Origin of the sequence: Candidatus Kuenenia sp. (genome assembly GCF_039794105.1) — a bacterium.
Taxonomy (GTDB): Bacteria; Planctomycetota; Brocadiia; order Brocadiales; family Brocadiaceae; genus Kuenenia.
In genome coordinates this window covers 1-14,503 of the sequence record NZ_JBDIWA010000017.1, presented here as the reverse complement: position 1 = coordinate 14,503, position 14,503 = coordinate 1, and the positions used below count along the sequence as shown (strand labels likewise).

Annotated in this window: 15 protein-coding genes; 10 read left to right on the top strand and 5 right to left on the bottom strand. The window is 38.9% G+C overall.

What is annotated here, in order from left to right:
• Window positions 1–6: 6 nt before the first annotated feature.
• The 4 genes from ABJL82_RS09735 to lgt all read left to right on the top strand — a co-directional run bounded on the left by ABJL82_RS09735 (window position 7) and on the right by lgt (window position 3,678).
• Window positions 7–1,782 carry a multiheme c-type cytochrome gene (locus tag ABJL82_RS09735; RefSeq protein WP_347274537.1) on the top strand — a complete coding sequence of 592 codons (1,776 nt, stop codon included), beginning with the start codon at window positions 7–9 and terminating at the stop codon, window positions 1,780–1,782.
• Between the two features lie 173 nt (window positions 1,783–1,955).
• Window positions 1,956–2,318 (top strand): cytochrome c, encoded by a 363-nt coding sequence (locus tag ABJL82_RS09730; protein WP_347274536.1) that lies wholly within the window; start codon window positions 1,956–1,958, stop codon window positions 2,316–2,318.
• Window positions 2,319–2,449: 131 nt separating this feature from the next.
• Entirely contained in the window at window positions 2,450–2,812 is a 363-nt protein-coding gene (gene panD, locus ABJL82_RS09725; protein ID WP_347274535.1) for an aspartate 1-decarboxylase, read from the top strand.
• The gene (gene lgt / locus ABJL82_RS09720; protein ID WP_347274534.1) at window positions 2,809–3,678 is read left to right on the top strand and encodes a prolipoprotein diacylglyceryl transferase; all 870 of its coding nucleotides are present in this window, start codon (window positions 2,809–2,811) and stop codon (window positions 3,676–3,678) included. The genes panD and lgt overlap by 4 nt, the downstream gene beginning before the upstream one ends.
• Before the next feature lie 10 nt (window positions 3,679–3,688).
• Here lgt and hflX read toward each other — a convergent pair whose 3' ends face one another.
• Both hflX and ABJL82_RS09710 read right to left on the bottom strand, forming a co-directional pair.
• Window positions 3,689–4,984 carry a GTPase HflX gene (gene hflX / locus ABJL82_RS09715; RefSeq protein WP_347274533.1) on the bottom strand — a complete coding sequence of 432 codons (1,296 nt, stop codon included), beginning with the start codon at window positions 4,982–4,984 and terminating at the stop codon, window positions 3,689–3,691.
• 9 nt (window positions 4,985–4,993) lie between these two features.
• Window positions 4,994–5,722 (bottom strand): acetate--CoA ligase family protein, encoded by a 729-nt coding sequence (locus ABJL82_RS09710; RefSeq protein WP_347274532.1) that lies wholly within the window; start codon window positions 5,720–5,722, stop codon window positions 4,994–4,996.
• 82 nt (window positions 5,723–5,804) lie between these two features.
• Between ABJL82_RS09710 and ABJL82_RS09705 the strand changes: the two genes are divergently transcribed.
• The 6 genes from ABJL82_RS09705 to ABJL82_RS09680 all read left to right on the top strand — a co-directional run bounded on the left by ABJL82_RS09705 (window position 5,805) and on the right by ABJL82_RS09680 (window position 12,051).
• Complete coding sequence (locus tag ABJL82_RS09705; RefSeq protein WP_347274531.1) at window positions 5,805–7,229, top strand: lipopolysaccharide kinase InaA family protein; 1,425 nt, start codon at window positions 5,805–5,807, stop codon at window positions 7,227–7,229.
• A 456-nt stretch (window positions 7,230–7,685) separates the two neighbouring features.
• Window positions 7,686–8,588, top strand: a complete 903-nt coding sequence (locus ABJL82_RS09700) for a flagellin (protein WP_347274530.1) — start codon at window positions 7,686–7,688, stop codon at window positions 8,586–8,588.
• A 167-nt stretch (window positions 8,589–8,755) separates the two neighbouring features.
• Window positions 8,756–10,543, top strand: coding sequence for a flagellar filament capping protein FliD (gene fliD / locus ABJL82_RS09695; RefSeq protein WP_347274529.1), 1,788 nt, complete (start codon window positions 8,756–8,758; stop codon window positions 10,541–10,543).
• Between the two features lie 39 nt (window positions 10,544–10,582).
• Window positions 10,583–11,035, top strand: a complete 453-nt coding sequence (locus ABJL82_RS09690) for a hypothetical protein (protein ID WP_347274528.1) — start codon at window positions 10,583–10,585, stop codon at window positions 11,033–11,035.
• 31 nt (window positions 11,036–11,066) lie between these two features.
• Complete coding sequence (locus ABJL82_RS09685; RefSeq protein ID WP_099326102.1) at window positions 11,067–11,378, top strand: flagellar export chaperone FliS; 312 nt, start codon at window positions 11,067–11,069, stop codon at window positions 11,376–11,378.
• A 139-nt stretch (window positions 11,379–11,517) separates the two neighbouring features.
• The gene (locus ABJL82_RS09680; protein WP_347274527.1) at window positions 11,518–12,051 is read left to right on the top strand and encodes a flagellar protein FlaG; all 534 of its coding nucleotides are present in this window, start codon (window positions 11,518–11,520) and stop codon (window positions 12,049–12,051) included.
• On the opposite strand, the gene ABJL82_RS09675 is transcribed toward ABJL82_RS09680, so the two are convergent.
• From ABJL82_RS09675 to ABJL82_RS09665, 3 genes are all read right to left on the bottom strand, one after another.
• On the bottom strand, window positions 11,968–12,702 hold the full coding sequence (locus ABJL82_RS09675) for a glycosyltransferase family 2 protein (protein ID WP_347274526.1): 735 nt from the start codon (window positions 12,700–12,702) through the stop codon (window positions 11,968–11,970). The two genes, ABJL82_RS09680 and ABJL82_RS09675, sit on opposite strands and share 84 nt — an antisense overlap.
• Before the next feature lie 153 nt (window positions 12,703–12,855).
• Window positions 12,856–13,755 (bottom strand): flagellin, encoded by a 900-nt coding sequence (locus ABJL82_RS09670; RefSeq protein WP_347274525.1) that lies wholly within the window; start codon window positions 13,753–13,755, stop codon window positions 12,856–12,858.
• A gap of 44 nt (window positions 13,756–13,799) precedes the next feature.
• On the bottom strand, window positions 13,800–14,503 hold a 704-nt coding region (locus ABJL82_RS09665), incomplete at its 5' end, for an HD domain-containing phosphohydrolase (RefSeq protein WP_347274524.1).

The window sequence follows — 14,503 nt, the reverse complement described above, 5'->3', positions numbered from 1 at the left end:
TAGAGTATGTATAAATTTTTAAAAGTCGCAGTGGTTATGTGCCTGTTCATACTTTTTCTTGGCGCACAGTTTGGTTTCAGGCAGGTACATGCAGATGCGGAAATTAACATAAAGGAAAAGAAAGAAAAAAAAGAAAAAATTTCTTCCAAATCTGAAAAATCAGAAAAAAGGGATGCTACTGCAGAGATAAAAGATACAAAAACCGAACAAAAAACTGCGACTCCAAAAGAAGAGAAAAAAGAAATTGTGAAGCAGGAAAAACCAGAAGAAAAAGCAGAACCTCCTGTTTCTGAAAAACAGGAAGAAAAACATGCCCCTGTCGTCAAAGAAGATGCGGCTGACACTCATCCTAAAGATGCCAGAACCATACAACAAATTATTTCCGAACTTACCGGAGAGAAAATCGGGCCAGACAACTCCGGAGATGTGTATCATTTAGGTTTAACAGCGACATATACGCCGCCAAAGGAATTATTGCCGGGCGAAGGTAAATTTGGGAAATTATTTAGTTTTTTACCTCTTATGAGATGGTACGATCCTGATCATTATTATACACCAAACCAGGCAATTGGAGGTGAATTCACGCACGGGGAATGTCTTATGTGCCATACGATCCAGACCCCTGGTATTGTAGCTCAATGGAAGAAGAGTAAACATGCTGCAGTAGAACAGGTGGTTGGCTGCGATAAATGCCATGGCAACAATCACCAACAATTATACATGCCTTCATGGCAACACTGCGGGGAGTGCCATCCGGAGCAAAAAGAAGGGCATCGTGGGGGGGCAATGGCTTCGCACACCTATGCCTTTCATGTGAGTACAATCGAAGCCCCGTGGCAGATTGCAAAACCTGCAGCCGAGGTGACCGCCTGTGCTACATGTCATGGGATAGCGGAGAACAGGTGTGATGGATGTCATACCAGGCATGATTTTTCCTTAGCTGAAGCAAGAAAACCAAACAATTGCGGTATTTGCCACACAGGTTTGGATCATTATGAATACGAAATGTACAGGGAATCCTATCATGGTATGATTTATGAGTCGGAGCAGCATACGTGGGACTGGACAAAACCAATGAAACCTGAAAATTACAAAACGCCCACGTGTGCATATTGTCATATGAGAGATGGCGAACATAATGCACAAAAATTCTCCACAGTAAATAGTCACATGGGCACATCATTGGTCGACAGGGGCGCCCCAAAATATAAGGAGGCCAGACAGAGTTGGATAAACACATGCAAAGGGTGCCATTCTCCAAGATTTGCGGCTGATCAACTTGAGGCGATGGACGAAGCGATAAAAGTCAGTTTTACAAAATGGCGCGAAGCCATGAAAATAGTGGTTGACCTTTATAATGACGGGATGCTGGATCCGATGCCCCAAGATTTGGCGCCTGACTACGCAGGTCATTATACCTTTAGCCTCCTTGGTGGTGAAGGCAGGATGTATAATGTATCCGATATAGAGCGGACGGCATTTGAGATGCTGGTGTATATTACCAATGCTGTTTACAAGGCAATGGCACACGGAGCAATGTACGGCGCCACTTATGGTAAAGGCGCTTTTCTGCAGGACCGCTGGTTGATTCAGGTAAAGGCGGAAGCAAGCAAACTTAGAAGAATAAAGGCTTTGGAAGAGAAAGTGGGGATAAAGCATAAGGCATACGATTTCTGGAAGCACGGTGAATATACCGACTTGCTCTTGGGTTGGAAGAGAAAGCCGGGAGACGTGGACAAGGCCGCATGTAAACACGAGGGCGCTGATTGTTTAGTTGAATAGTGTTTTAGACTTTTGATAAAGTATTGTAATAAACAGAAGGTATAATGCTTAATAAAAGGTTATGCCTTCTGTTTTTTTATTGTTGTTTTGACAATACAGAGATAAAATCGGGACTCCATCTTAAGCAGATTTTTGGTTATGCATGTAAACGATAATAATTACAGGAGTAATAAATGAAAAATTATCAATATTGTTTTTTATTCATCGCATTTTTTTCCTCCTGTTTTTGGGGATGTTATAAAAAACAGACAATCTTGCTGGAAAGAGAAGCTATTTGGGAAGTATTCGAAAGAGAATGCCAAAAATGCCATAAGATGAATGGAAAAGGGAGTCTTGTTGGCAGAGTATTCTTTAATATTCCTGATTTTACCAATGTTAAATGGCAGGATAATGCTTCAGATTCGAGATTGATTATTCATGTAGGAAATGGATTAAGAAAGATGCCAGGCTATAAAGGCAAGCTAAAAGATGAAGAAATTGTGGACTTGGTAAAAATATGTGTTCGGAGTTTCTATCCACCTGTCGGGCAAAGATAATACTGCATGAATTTTAGTTGAAACAATAGTGATTTTTCACCGATTTTATGATATCATTTTTGCTTATTTGAGAGTATTTCATTTCTTTATTTTGCTGTCGATGACGGCTTTTTAATTTTTTGAGGCAAATTATGCTGCGAGAGATGTGTAAATCCAAAATACATGGCGCTACGGTAACTGAAACCAATCTGGAATATAACGGAAGCATTACCATCGATAAGTCTCTTCTCACTGCGGTAGATATTCTGCATTATGAGCGGGTGCAGGTTTTGAATATAAATAATGGAACAAGAGTAGAAACATATGTCATTGAGGGAGAACAAGACTCCGGGGTAATTTGCTTAAACGGGGCAGCTGCAAGATGGGCGCAACCTGGAGATCGTGTTATTATTATTGCATATTGCCTTATCAATAACAATGACGCTATAGGATGGAAACCAAAGATTATTTTGGTTGACGCAAAAAATAAACTCCTCCAAAACCTACCAACATGAGACGGATTTTATTCGAAATCCCTATCCCTTTTTTCTCCCAAAGCATACCTATATACTCCTATGGGTTCATGTTAATGGTGGCATTTCTTGTTTCCATAGCCGTTGCGCGCTGGAGGGCGAAGAAAGAGGATATCGACCCCAATGCCATCACAGATTTGGGGATTTATCTGATTTTTGCCGGAATAGCAGGGGCAAGGCTGTTTTTTGTAATACAATTTTATGAAGATTACAAAAATAATTTATTAAATATATTCAAAATTTATGAAGGAGGCTTGGTGTATTATGGCGGGTTGTTTGCCGCTATTATTATGCTATTAGTTTTTGTTAGAAAACGAAAATTGCCAGTATTAAAGGTGATAGACATTATTGTGCCATCTACCGCGCTGGGATTAGCCTTTGGACGTATTGGGTGTTTTTTGAATGGATGCTGTTTTGGCAAGATTTCACTCAGTCTGCCGTGGGCAGTTTGTTTTCCCAGAACAGTTGATAGTCAAGGTATGGTTGATGGCAGCCCGGTATTTATTTATCACTATCAACATGGGTTGATTCTGTTTTCCGATCTGCATTCATTACCGGTTCATCCCGCACAATTGTATGCTTTTTTTTCAAATATAGCATTGTTTTTTATTCTCAACAGTTTTTTCAAATTTCGAAAAAGAAACGGAGAGATTCTCCTCCTCTTTGGCATGGTGTATCCCATTATAAGATTTTGTATGGAAGCACTTCGTGGGGATAATCAATTATATTTTAACAGTTTTACCATTGCACAGATTATAAGCATTATACTATTTGTTGTCTCAACGACTATTTTTGTTTTGTTCAGAATAAAAACAAGTAAAAACATTCCGCATATTTCTTCCTTGTAAAGATATTTTGCTAAGGGACTAATTCCTTTATTTGAATATCATCATGCATCTTCAGTAATTTACTGAGGAACTTATCTTCGATCAGCAGATGGAATGTGAATCGGTGGTCATCTGATTTGCGATTGAGAATGTGGGCATTTTCATGAAGGGCTGCTATTAATTTGCCATTTTCCTGACTGCATGAGAGTTCTATATTGAGAAGTTTCTTTTCCAGTATTTCGGCAATCTTTTGTTTTAACTCCTGTATTCCCTGGTTTTTTCTAGCAGAAATGACAATACAATTCATATATCGATTTTTCAGTAAAGGGATAACAGATTCATCTTTCAGTGCATCGATTTTATTCAATACAATGATTGTTGGTTTTTTTTCACATTCGAGTTCTTTTAATACAATATTTACGGATTCTATTTGTTTATGAATGTGTGGGGAGCTGATATCCGCTACATGCAATAAAATATCTGCGTTTCGGGTTTCTTCGAGCGTTGCCTTGAATGATGAAACTAGATAGTGCGGCAATTTTTGTATAAACCCAACAGTATCACTGATAAGAATATTTTTGGAATTTTCAAGTTTGCATATACCTGTTTTTGTATCTAATGTGGCAAAGAGTTTGTCTTCTACCAGGGCGTCGACATCGGTTAGGGCGTTCATTAGGGTAGATTTTCCGGCATTGGTGTAACCGACGATGGATACGGTAGAGAATTCTTTTCTTGAAGCAACTACTCTCTGTTGCCGTTTCTCTATTTCATCCAATCGTTTTTTAAGGTCATGGATTTTTCTTGAAACAATACGATTATCTACTTCAAGTTGTTTTTCTCCTGGTCCCCTTGTGCCTATTCCTCCTTCAATTCGTGAAAGATGTGTCCACATCCGTTTAAGTCTTGGTTTTGTGTATTCCAACTGAGCTAATTCTACCTGAAGTTTTGCCTGGTGGGTCTTTGCCCTTGTGGCGAATATGTCTAATATCAATTCGCTGCGGTCAATTACCTTTTTTTCAATGATTTTTTCCAAATTTTTTACCTGAGCGGGGGTAAGGTTATCGTCACAAATGAGGACATCTGCATCCATTTCAACCGCTATTTTTTGCAGCTCTTGCGCCTTTCCTTTTCCAATATAATACAATGGATCTATGTGCGCTCTTTTTTGGATTACGGTATAAATTACGTTTGCTCCTGCAGTTTTTGCCAATCTGCTTAACTCTTCCAAAGGTTCTTCATCAAGGTCAATAGTATTGGGATAAGAAAGCGCTCTGAACAGGATAGCACGTTCTGCCCTGACAGAAAAACTAGTATCTTTTAATTTCACGTAATCAGTTTACTCCTTTTTAGATAAGACAATTCTTGCGTCAACGGTTTTTGTCCCTTTCGGGTAAATAAGAATGGGGTTAATATCTATTTCTTTAATTTCCTCCAGAGAAACCAAAATATCTGATACCCGAATAATGATATGGCATATTTCTGAAATATCCAGTGGAGCTGCATTTCTGAATCCGCTTAAAAGTCTGGCGCCTTTTACTTCGCGAATCATGTCAAGCGCTTCGTAATCTTCTACGGGAGCGATACGAAAGGAAACGTCCTTAAAAAGTTCAACAAAAATACCTCCCATCCCGAACATCACTGTCGGTCCGAATTGCGGATCTCTCAGGCCGCCTACAATAATTTCGGTTGAGGGAGTTGACATTTCTTCCACGAGAATTCCGTGTATCCTTGCATCCGGAACAGTTTTACTAACGTTTTTAAAGATTTTTTCGTATGCAACCTCAACTTCTTTATCATTTTGTATGTTTAACATTACTCCACCTGCATCCGTTTTGTGGCTGAGGTCTGGCGATATGATCTTAAGAACGACAGGGTATTTTATGGAATTTGCAGCCTGGATTGCTTCACGGGCAGATGAGGCAACTAAAAATCTGGTAGTAACGATTCCGTATGTTCCGAGGAGTTGTTTTGCTTCCGGCTCTAACAGTTCATGCCGGTTTTGCTCCAAAGCTTTTTGTATTATCTTTTGAGCGTTGTTGGTGGTATGCGATAAAAATATATTCATCCTTTGTGTTTATAAAGATAAAAAATCTTGAATTTCAGCGGTGGAAACAATAAATTATCATAATTATAACGAAAGAAAGACAATGTTCAAAGAATATATATCCTATACAGAAAGCAACATCCGATGGCTGGTACATGAGCAGTGTACTTTCCTTATATCACACCTCAAACATCTTAAAACGCTAAACAATCATACCCCGATCAAAATTAATAGAGAAGATAGGTTTAAAATACTTGCCGGGTTTGAAGCTGTTAAATCGGATGAAGCATATAACTTTATTCTTAAGATTTATAAATATCCTTCAATATTTCAGCAATTGAAGCAACTGTTTAAACGAACCAAGGCATTTAGGGAGTTTTATATGACGTACCTTGCCGCTTCAAAGGGTGTTCCTGTGGAAGTACCTGTTGCGTTTGGCGAACAAAAATGTTTTTTCATTAAAAAATCATACCTTGTCATAAAAAAGATCGAAAATTCTTATACCTTAAACGATTATTTCAGAGACAATAATTGTTTTGCAGAGCGAAGGGCAGTTTTAAAAGAATTTGGCAAACTATCAAGAATTATTCATGATTCCGGCGTAAAACAGGATGATTATTCGTTAAATAATTTCTTAGTTTTTAAGCGTGATGAGGACACAAGGATTATTTTAATTGATTTTGAAAGGGTATCAATACAACGCGGGAGTCTTTTGGAAAAACAAAGTATTTTGTATCTGGCAAAGTTGAATAGAACAAAAGGGATGTTCTGTAATACGGAGCGTCTTCGTTTTCTCATGACATACGCCGGAGGTGATTATGCATACTGCAAAAAACTGGCAAAACGAATTGAATCACTGACATTCACATTGCAAAAAAAGGATTCGAAAAAGTTTGTGCAGCAATGTGTTCATGAGAATCGAAAATTTGGCATTTTTAAAAATGCCGGATTTTTTGGCAGGTATAGAAAAGCATATTCTCTGGAAACGATACGGATACTATTAGCGAAGACAGACCAAATGGTTAATGGTACAGCGCAGACCAATCAATATCAGATAGTACGGTTTACAAAAATGCCTTCATGCCAAAAACGATTTCGCAGCGCACTAGATTTGTGGAAGTATGCGAATGCCTTGTTTGCGCTAAGAATTAACGTACCCGTTCCGGTGGGGATATTTAAGAGAATATCATCCGGATGGTCAAAAGACGAATTTTTCATTTATCAACTGCCGGATAACTGGACGCCAATAGACCAGCATCTTTCTTCGAACGATGATTTAGCAATTTTGATGCGAACGATAAAGGTGTTTATAGAGGAAATATCTCCGTTCGGTATTGTCAGACAAGATATGAATACGCGCGATATCATTCTTCATACGGATAAACATCAACGGCTGAAATGTTTTTTAAAGGATTATTCCTCATTTATTTTAAACAGGCAATCATATCAGCAAAATAAAGCATTCAATATGAAGATTTTTGATCAGGCTTTAATGATACATGGCCAGTTAAAAAAATCTGAAGGGTAATTGCTAACGAAAGCAATGTGTAAGGCGTTGCATCGCCTGCCAAAAAATAAACTGCAAAATACAGGGAATCCCCACGTTTATGTTGAATAATTACAATTGTTCATACTTATAGATAACTCCGTTGATATACACTTTTTCTGGGAAATCCGTAAATTTGTGATCCATTAATTACAAAGACTTACGACAACCATTGTTTACAAAACTGGTAAAAATGTTGGTTTAACAAACACCGTTGAATGGCAAAGTAAAAGATAAATATGAAAAAAGTAAGAAAATTATTTAGAAAAAATATTAAACTGTTTAGAATTTGTGTCGATAAAAAAAGCAGAAATAAAGTAGAAAAGCGTACAAGGACACGACTAGTCAGTCTAAAAGGTGTTTTAGCAAATGTAATTGTGATAGGGTTATATCCGTTAAAGAAATAGGGAAAACATTTAAAAACAAGGAGGTTGGGATATGTCAAGAATTAATACAAACATTAATGCTTTGAATGCGTTGCGGTCGTTAAATGATATTAACACGCAACTGTCGGTTTCGCAATTAAGGCTTGCAACGGGCAAAAGAATTAATAATGCCGCCGACGACGCCGCGGGTTTTACGATTGCCAAGAAATTCAATGCCCGTTCACAAGGGCTTGGCCAGGCACTTGCAAACATAGGTTCTGCCAAGAATCTTATGTCGGTTGCGGAAGGTCACCTGAATAACATCCTAGATATTTTAACACAGATGAAGACAAAGGCAACACAGGCGGCAGACGATTCGTTAGGAAGTGCAGAACGTAGCGCTATTCAGTCGGAACTCAAAGCATTGGCAACGCAAATCGATCTTGAAGTTACCCAGGCGACATGGAATAGCAATTCCATATTTGGTACGGGTAATTCTGCTACAGGTTCAGGAGCGGCAAGTAGCGTGCAGTTTAAATTCCAGATTGGCGCAGGAGCAAGCAGCACCAATGATGTGTTGAAGTTTGACTTGTTAGCGAAAGACAATGTAAGCTTTGATGGCGGCAATACTAACTATAAGGCTGATGGATTGCAGGTAAGTGTTGCGACGGCGGGGAGGGCGGTTACTTCTTCGGCGTCCGCGCAGGCATTGATGAGTAATATCGATACCGCCATTGCGGATGTATCAGAAGGGTTGAGTTACATTGGCGCCGTAGTGAACAGGCTGACCTATCAGGAAACCAGTTTAACGGTAGCGAGGACGAATACCGAGGCGGCTAGGAGCAGGATTGAGGATGCGGACATGGCATACGAACAGTTGCAGTCGACAAAGCTGCAGATATTACAACAGACTGCAAGTGCTATGTTGGCGCAGGCGAATGCAGGGCCTCAGTCAATCTTACAGCTTTTCGGATAATAAATGGTGTATTATCGGGGATGGGCAGCAATGCCCGTCCCCTTTTCTATTAATAGTGAAATTGTCTTTAAATTTGATTAGGCATAATGTATTGTTATTTGCATATAGGGATCATATATTAGCCTGCCGGGTTCTGTCTCTTTTTTCTTAAATCAGGGGAATTTAAAATGGCACTATCCTCTCTTACATCAGCGTATAGCTCGAATTCTGGACTCAATTCGTTAATTGCGCAATATATGTCGCTGGAGAAAAGACCGCTGTATGATTTGCAAAGCCAAAGGACGAAACTATATAGTAAAATAGACCTGTATACAGACCTGAATTCAAAAATTTCAGGTCTGCTCGACCCAGCGAAAGATCTAGCCAGCGCTGATAACAGTTCTGTCTATAATTCCAGAAGCGTAAGCACCAGTGAAAGCAAAGAAGTGTCTGCTACTACAGGTAGCAATGCCGCTACAGGGACGTATCAAATACGCGTTAAACAGTTAGCCTCCGGATCGTCCGTACAAAGTTCCGGTGGGTTGATTACTAAAGCAGCGGTGGTCAGCAGCTCAAAGGTTGCGCCGGGCTCAGGAACGATTGATGTAACAAAGAGTTTTGGCGATGCGGGATTTGGAACTGCTCCAACAGGAACGGTAACGATTAATGGGTGGACTTCATCTGATTTGGCAACATATGCTTCGGTGCAGGCGTTTATGGACGATGTTAATACGAATGCTGCGGCAAATATATATTATGATAGTACAGAAAATACATTTTATTTAGAGGATACGACAAGCGGTTCTTTGACTTTTACTGAATCGGAAGCTCCGGGTGGGAGCGGGTTTTTTACTCAGGTAAAAATGAGAAATGCAGCGGGTGATTATAATAGCACTACCGCAGCAACTGGTATTCAGGCGGATGTACTTTTGTCAGAGGCAAATTTTGATACGGCAGTATCGGGTTCCGGGAGTTTTAAGATTAACGGAATACAAATTTCCTGGGATGCAAGTACCGATACCTTGAATGGCATTATAAACAGGATTAATAATTCAGATGCCAACGTAACGGCATATTATGATACATCGCTGGATAGAGTGGTAATGAATTCCAAAAGCACAGGTAGTTCTGATACTATTACCCTAGCAGACGAATCGGGAACATTCCTGATGAATACTTTTAAATTCAGCGGACAAACCGCCAGCGGAGGCGCCGATGCCAAGTTTACTATTAATAGCACAAGCTCCGGTGATGAAATCTCAAAAAGCTCCAACGATTTTACTATAAATGGCATTACCTATACTTTAAAACAAGCGAATGTTTCTGCTTATACGGATAATACGTTTACAACAATAACCGTGAATCAGGATACCAGTGCGATTAAAACAAAAATTAATGACTTTCTTGAAAAATTTAACGCACTGACAAGTCATATAAAAGACAAGTCTGGTGTTGATACGGAAAAGTTTACCAGGGGGCCTCTTGCGGGCAATACGACATTTATCAACATAAGGAGACAATTATTACAGATAGTGGTTGAGAAGGTGACAGGACTTACTGCGGGAGAACCAGATTACCTCCGTAAGATAGGCATTACCGTAGACAGTAATTTAAAGGTGAGTTTATCCGATACTTCCGCATTTGAGAGCGCTATTAAATCGAATTCCAAAGCGGTTGAGAATTTATTTAACGCTACAAATGGCGTTGCAAAAAAGATAGAATCTTTACTAAAACCGTTTGTTGAGAGTACGTCTTCTACGACCGGTTCCCTCATTGATAATACAAAGAGCACAATAAATACCCAGATAACAGGGATCAACAATAGAATTAAAAGTATGGAAACACGTCTGTCGTTAAAAGAGAACCAATATCGCCAGCAGTTGTCTAAAATGCAGGAATTATTAAACAATCTGGTACTTCAGGGTTCTCAGATAACAATGCTTACAAACTCGGCTTTAAACATGATGGGAACATAGACGATGTTCTGATAAATAGATAATGAATGGAGTTTGGACTTGGTTAATAATAAAATAAATTCATACGATGAAATAATAAATCTTCTTGGAATCAGGCTGGATGATTGTGATAAAATACTTCGTAATACAATTGAATTGAAGGAAATGTTGAACGGCGGTGACGAAGAAGACTCGTTAATTAAAAAAATGCAGGAAAGAGGGATAATAATAAAGAGGGCTTCCGCCCTTAGTGAAGAATGTAATTCAATGAAAGAATTTGTTGGATGCATTGACGATGGGGAAAGAAAATCTTTATTAAAAGAGCGAATGGGGAAGATGAGAAAATTTTTAGACGAGATTGCTCTTCTGGATAAAGAAAACAAGTCTCTCATAGAAAGCAGAATAAATGAAATTGCATTAAACCTTGAAAAACTACAGGAAAGCAAGCAATTGGCACGTAGTTTAGACCAGAACATTAATGATAATCCTTCATTTATTGATGTGTGTGGATAAATACAATACTTTTTTATGGAGGTGAAAATTTATGGTAGGAACAAAAAAAGTTGGGCATGCATATCTTGAACAGGGAATAATGACGTTAAATCCGCTCCAATTATTAATAAAAGCGTATGATGCAGGTATTACCGCGTGTAATCGTAAAGATGAAGAGAAGGCAAGTATTGTACTGGCAGAATTAATTGACTCTTTAAACTTTGATCAGGCAGAGATTTCAAATTCACTTTTCAGGCTATATGAATTTTGCATGCGGGAGATAAAAAACGGAAGATTTGATGCTGCGCTGAAGATTTTTAAAGAGTTAAGAGGCGCATGGTTGCAGGTACAGGATGCCGCTTGATTTATATTTTATGTGTAAATATGCACATACGTTTTTAAAATTCTTGCGCTGGCAGTAAATCAACCCATGTCACCTGCGCAAAGGATTAAATAATTATTTTTAATTTTACCTGTATAAACAATATTTTTGGAGCAGAATTATGGATGTGGGCAAGATTCATAGTTATAGTTCTAATAATAAGTTGTTTACTGAAGTTGACAAAAAAGATATTGTCAGCAAGGAAAAGGGGAAAGATGTATCTTCTGATAAAATAACAGAAGATGGGAAGGTTTCTTACCAAGCAATTATTGATAAGAAAATTGTATCGCAAAATGTGAGCAGTAGTGCGAGTGTCAGCAATACATCTCCTCAAAGCAACAGTAACAGCGACTCTAATGATGCGGCTATTTCAAAAAAGGAAATACCCTCGGAACAATCAGCTTCTTCTGCCTTATACGATTCTCCTTCATCTCCTGTTTTCCCCGGTGTTTCTCCTATTGGTACGCGGGTTGAGTTTGCTATTGAGAAAGAGTTGAATCTCGTTGTTACCACCGTGAGAGATTTAGATACCGAAAAAATCATCAGACAATTACCCCCCGAGGAGACCATTTCACGAATGAAAATGCTGAAATCGTATTACAATCAAATAGCTCAAGCAAATTTGGGCAATAAAGTGGATGAAGTCGTTAAATAAAGTAGACAAACGATTGTAGTCTTTTTTGGTACTATTTACCGTCCACATCATCATCCCCCACAGTTTTTCCTTACCTTGATTCAAACATCCATTCTTTTTTGAACAGCGTTGGCGTGTCTTACAATCTAATCTTTTAATTGAAGGCAATATTTGTTCGTGAATGGACCCTTCAAAACGGATTTTGGGATGTCTCCGGAAAACCCTGCAGTATTCGCTGTAGAAAGAGGTTGCTATGTTGTTACATTGTTGAGGAATACATTGCCTTACCGTAAGCGCCATAATATCCTCTCTGTTAATTAGTGAGCGGATTTTTAGCGCGTTAGCTTCATCAATAATTTCATCTGCGTCAATGTAAAGTATCCAGTCGCCATTTGCATGTTGCAATGATTCGTTGCGGGCTGCGGAAAAATCGTTTCTCCACTGGAAATGATGCACTTTTGCCTTATAGCGCAGGGCAATTTCTACAGTATTATCAGTAGAACCGGTGTCTACAATGATTATTTCATCTGTAAAAGATTGAATACTTTCCAGGCAGCGGGGAAGTATACAGGACTCGTTTTTAACTATCAGACAGGCAGAAAGTTTGACCATAATGTGAACGTATCGCTTTTGGCGAACTCCCGGATGGATCAATCTTTCAGATTGAACCATATATTTTGGTATGGTTTGTACGTTATTAATTCCTAACAGGCATCGGAAACATGTAAAACAATAAAACGGAATGTGTGTATTTTCAAGATAAAAAAAAGCCGTTTTATTAATATAAAACGGCCTTTTTGTTTTTTTCTGACAGAATAAAATGTTTTAACCCTGAAAGAGCTGCATTATTATCTGAGGGCTGGTATTTGCTTGCGCAAGCATAGCGCTGGCAGTTTGTTGCAATATCTGCAGCTTGGTGGCTTCTAATTGTTCATATGCCATATCCGCATCCTCAATCCTGCTTCTCGCTGCATCAGTATTCGTTCTCGCTACCGTCAAACTGGTTTCCTGGTAAGTCAGCCTGTTTACCACCGAACCAATGTAGCTCAATGCCTCTGATACATCTTCAATGGCGGTGTCTATATTGCTCATCAACGCGCGTGCAGAAGCGTTTGATGCTACCGATGTTGTAGCGATGCTTACATTCAATCCACTTGAGGTATAGTTTTTATTAGTAGCCCCACTGTCAAAGCTTACATTGGTTTTCGCTAACAAGTCAAACGACAACACGTCATTGGTGCTGCTTGAACCGGCGCCAATCTGGAATTTGAACTGCACGCTGCTTGCTGACCCGGATGTTGCATTCGCTCCGCCAAATATTGAATTTGAGTTCCATGTTGCCTGGGCAACCTCAAGATCAATTTGTACTGCCAACTGATTCAATTCCGATTTTATGGCATTACGCTCTGCGCTCCCCAATGAATCATCTGCCGCCTGTGTTGCCTTTGTCTTCATCTGGGTTAAAATATCGAGGATGTTATTTAGGTGGCCTTCTGCAACAGCCATCAGATTCTTGGCAGATCCTATGTTTGAAAGGGCCTGTCCAAGCCCCTGTGAACGGGCATTAAATTTTTTGGCAATCGAAAATCCTGCTGCGTCATCTGCGGCAGAGTTAATTCTCTTGCCGGTAGCCAATCTTAATTGCGATACAGAGAGGCGGGCGTTAACATCATTTAATGATTTCAATGCGTTTAAAGCGCTGATATTTGTATTAATCCTACTCATTTTACAACCTCCTTGTTAAATGTAATAAACTGACTATTTATTGTTTATAGAGAAATTCCATTTAAGCTTGTATTAAGAAAACTTATAAATTTTTTCAATATATCATTATCAAAACCCCCGTCCATCTTTCCTACCATATGCTGCAATACTTTATATGCCGGGTGTTGTTCGTATTGTGAATCTGTAGACATTTGTAATTCGTATTCGTCAAGGAGGTGCGTTATGCGGCTATAAGGGTGGATTTTTTCTCCAACTAAGCCTTCCGGATAACCCTTACCATTGAATTGTTCATGATGTTGTTTTGCAATAAGACAAGCTTCTTCAGGGACAATAGTATTTTTGGACAAAAGAAAGAATCCGAATTCAGCATGTTTCTTATAGGTTTCCTTTTCTTGTTTTGATAATTTTTCATGGGTTTCTTCTTCGAGAGAGTTAGTGTTTAGGCATGTGGCGCCAATATCATGAAGCAATATGCCCGTGCCCAATATTGCCAGTTCTTTCTTTGAGTAGCCTAAATAATGGCCAAATAGTATGCCGAGTATGGCCATATTTGCGGAATGGTTAAATACTTTTCCATTGTATTTTAGCACTTTTATTAAATGTGTATGCTTATCCTGATTTACTAATACAAAGTCTAATAGTGTCGTAGTCCAATCCCGGGCTCTTTCAATAATGACATTAATGTCAATGTTTTTGTGGGCATCTTTTATTATATTTGACGCAATATCATAGAGCATATGCGATCTTT

Excerpts from the sequence above, each read along its gene's own strand:
- ABJL82_RS09670 (WP_347274525.1), bottom strand. The coding sequence starts at position 13,755 with ATGAGTAGGATTAATACAAATATCAGCGCTTTAAACGCATTGAAATCA.
- ABJL82_RS09730 (WP_347274536.1), top strand. The coding sequence starts at position 1,956 with ATGAAAAATTATCAATATTGTTTTTTATTCATCGCATTTTTTTCCTCC.
- ABJL82_RS09700 (WP_347274530.1), top strand. The coding sequence starts at position 7,686 with ATGTCAAGAATTAATACAAACATTAATGCTTTGAATGCGTTGCGGTCG.
- ABJL82_RS09680 (WP_347274527.1), top strand. The coding sequence starts at position 11,518 with ATGGATGTGGGCAAGATTCATAGTTATAGTTCTAATAATAAGTTGTTT.
- ABJL82_RS09675 (WP_347274526.1), bottom strand. The coding sequence starts at position 12,702 with ATGGTTCAATCTGAAAGATTGATCCATCCGGGAGTTCGCCAAAAGCGA.
- ABJL82_RS09735 (WP_347274537.1), top strand. The coding sequence starts at position 7 with ATGTATAAATTTTTAAAAGTCGCAGTGGTTATGTGCCTGTTCATACTT.
- ABJL82_RS09685 (WP_099326102.1), top strand. The coding sequence starts at position 11,067 with ATGGTAGGAACAAAAAAAGTTGGGCATGCATATCTTGAACAGGGAATA.
- ABJL82_RS09710 (WP_347274532.1), bottom strand. The coding sequence starts at position 5,722 with ATGAATATATTTTTATCGCATACCACCAACAACGCTCAAAAGATAATA.
- panD (WP_347274535.1), top strand. The coding sequence starts at position 2,450 with ATGCTGCGAGAGATGTGTAAATCCAAAATACATGGCGCTACGGTAACT.
- ABJL82_RS09705 (WP_347274531.1), top strand. The coding sequence starts at position 5,805 with ATGTTCAAAGAATATATATCCTATACAGAAAGCAACATCCGATGGCTG.
- fliD (WP_347274529.1), top strand. The coding sequence starts at position 8,756 with ATGGCACTATCCTCTCTTACATCAGCGTATAGCTCGAATTCTGGACTC.
- lgt (WP_347274534.1), top strand. The coding sequence starts at position 2,809 with ATGAGACGGATTTTATTCGAAATCCCTATCCCTTTTTTCTCCCAAAGC.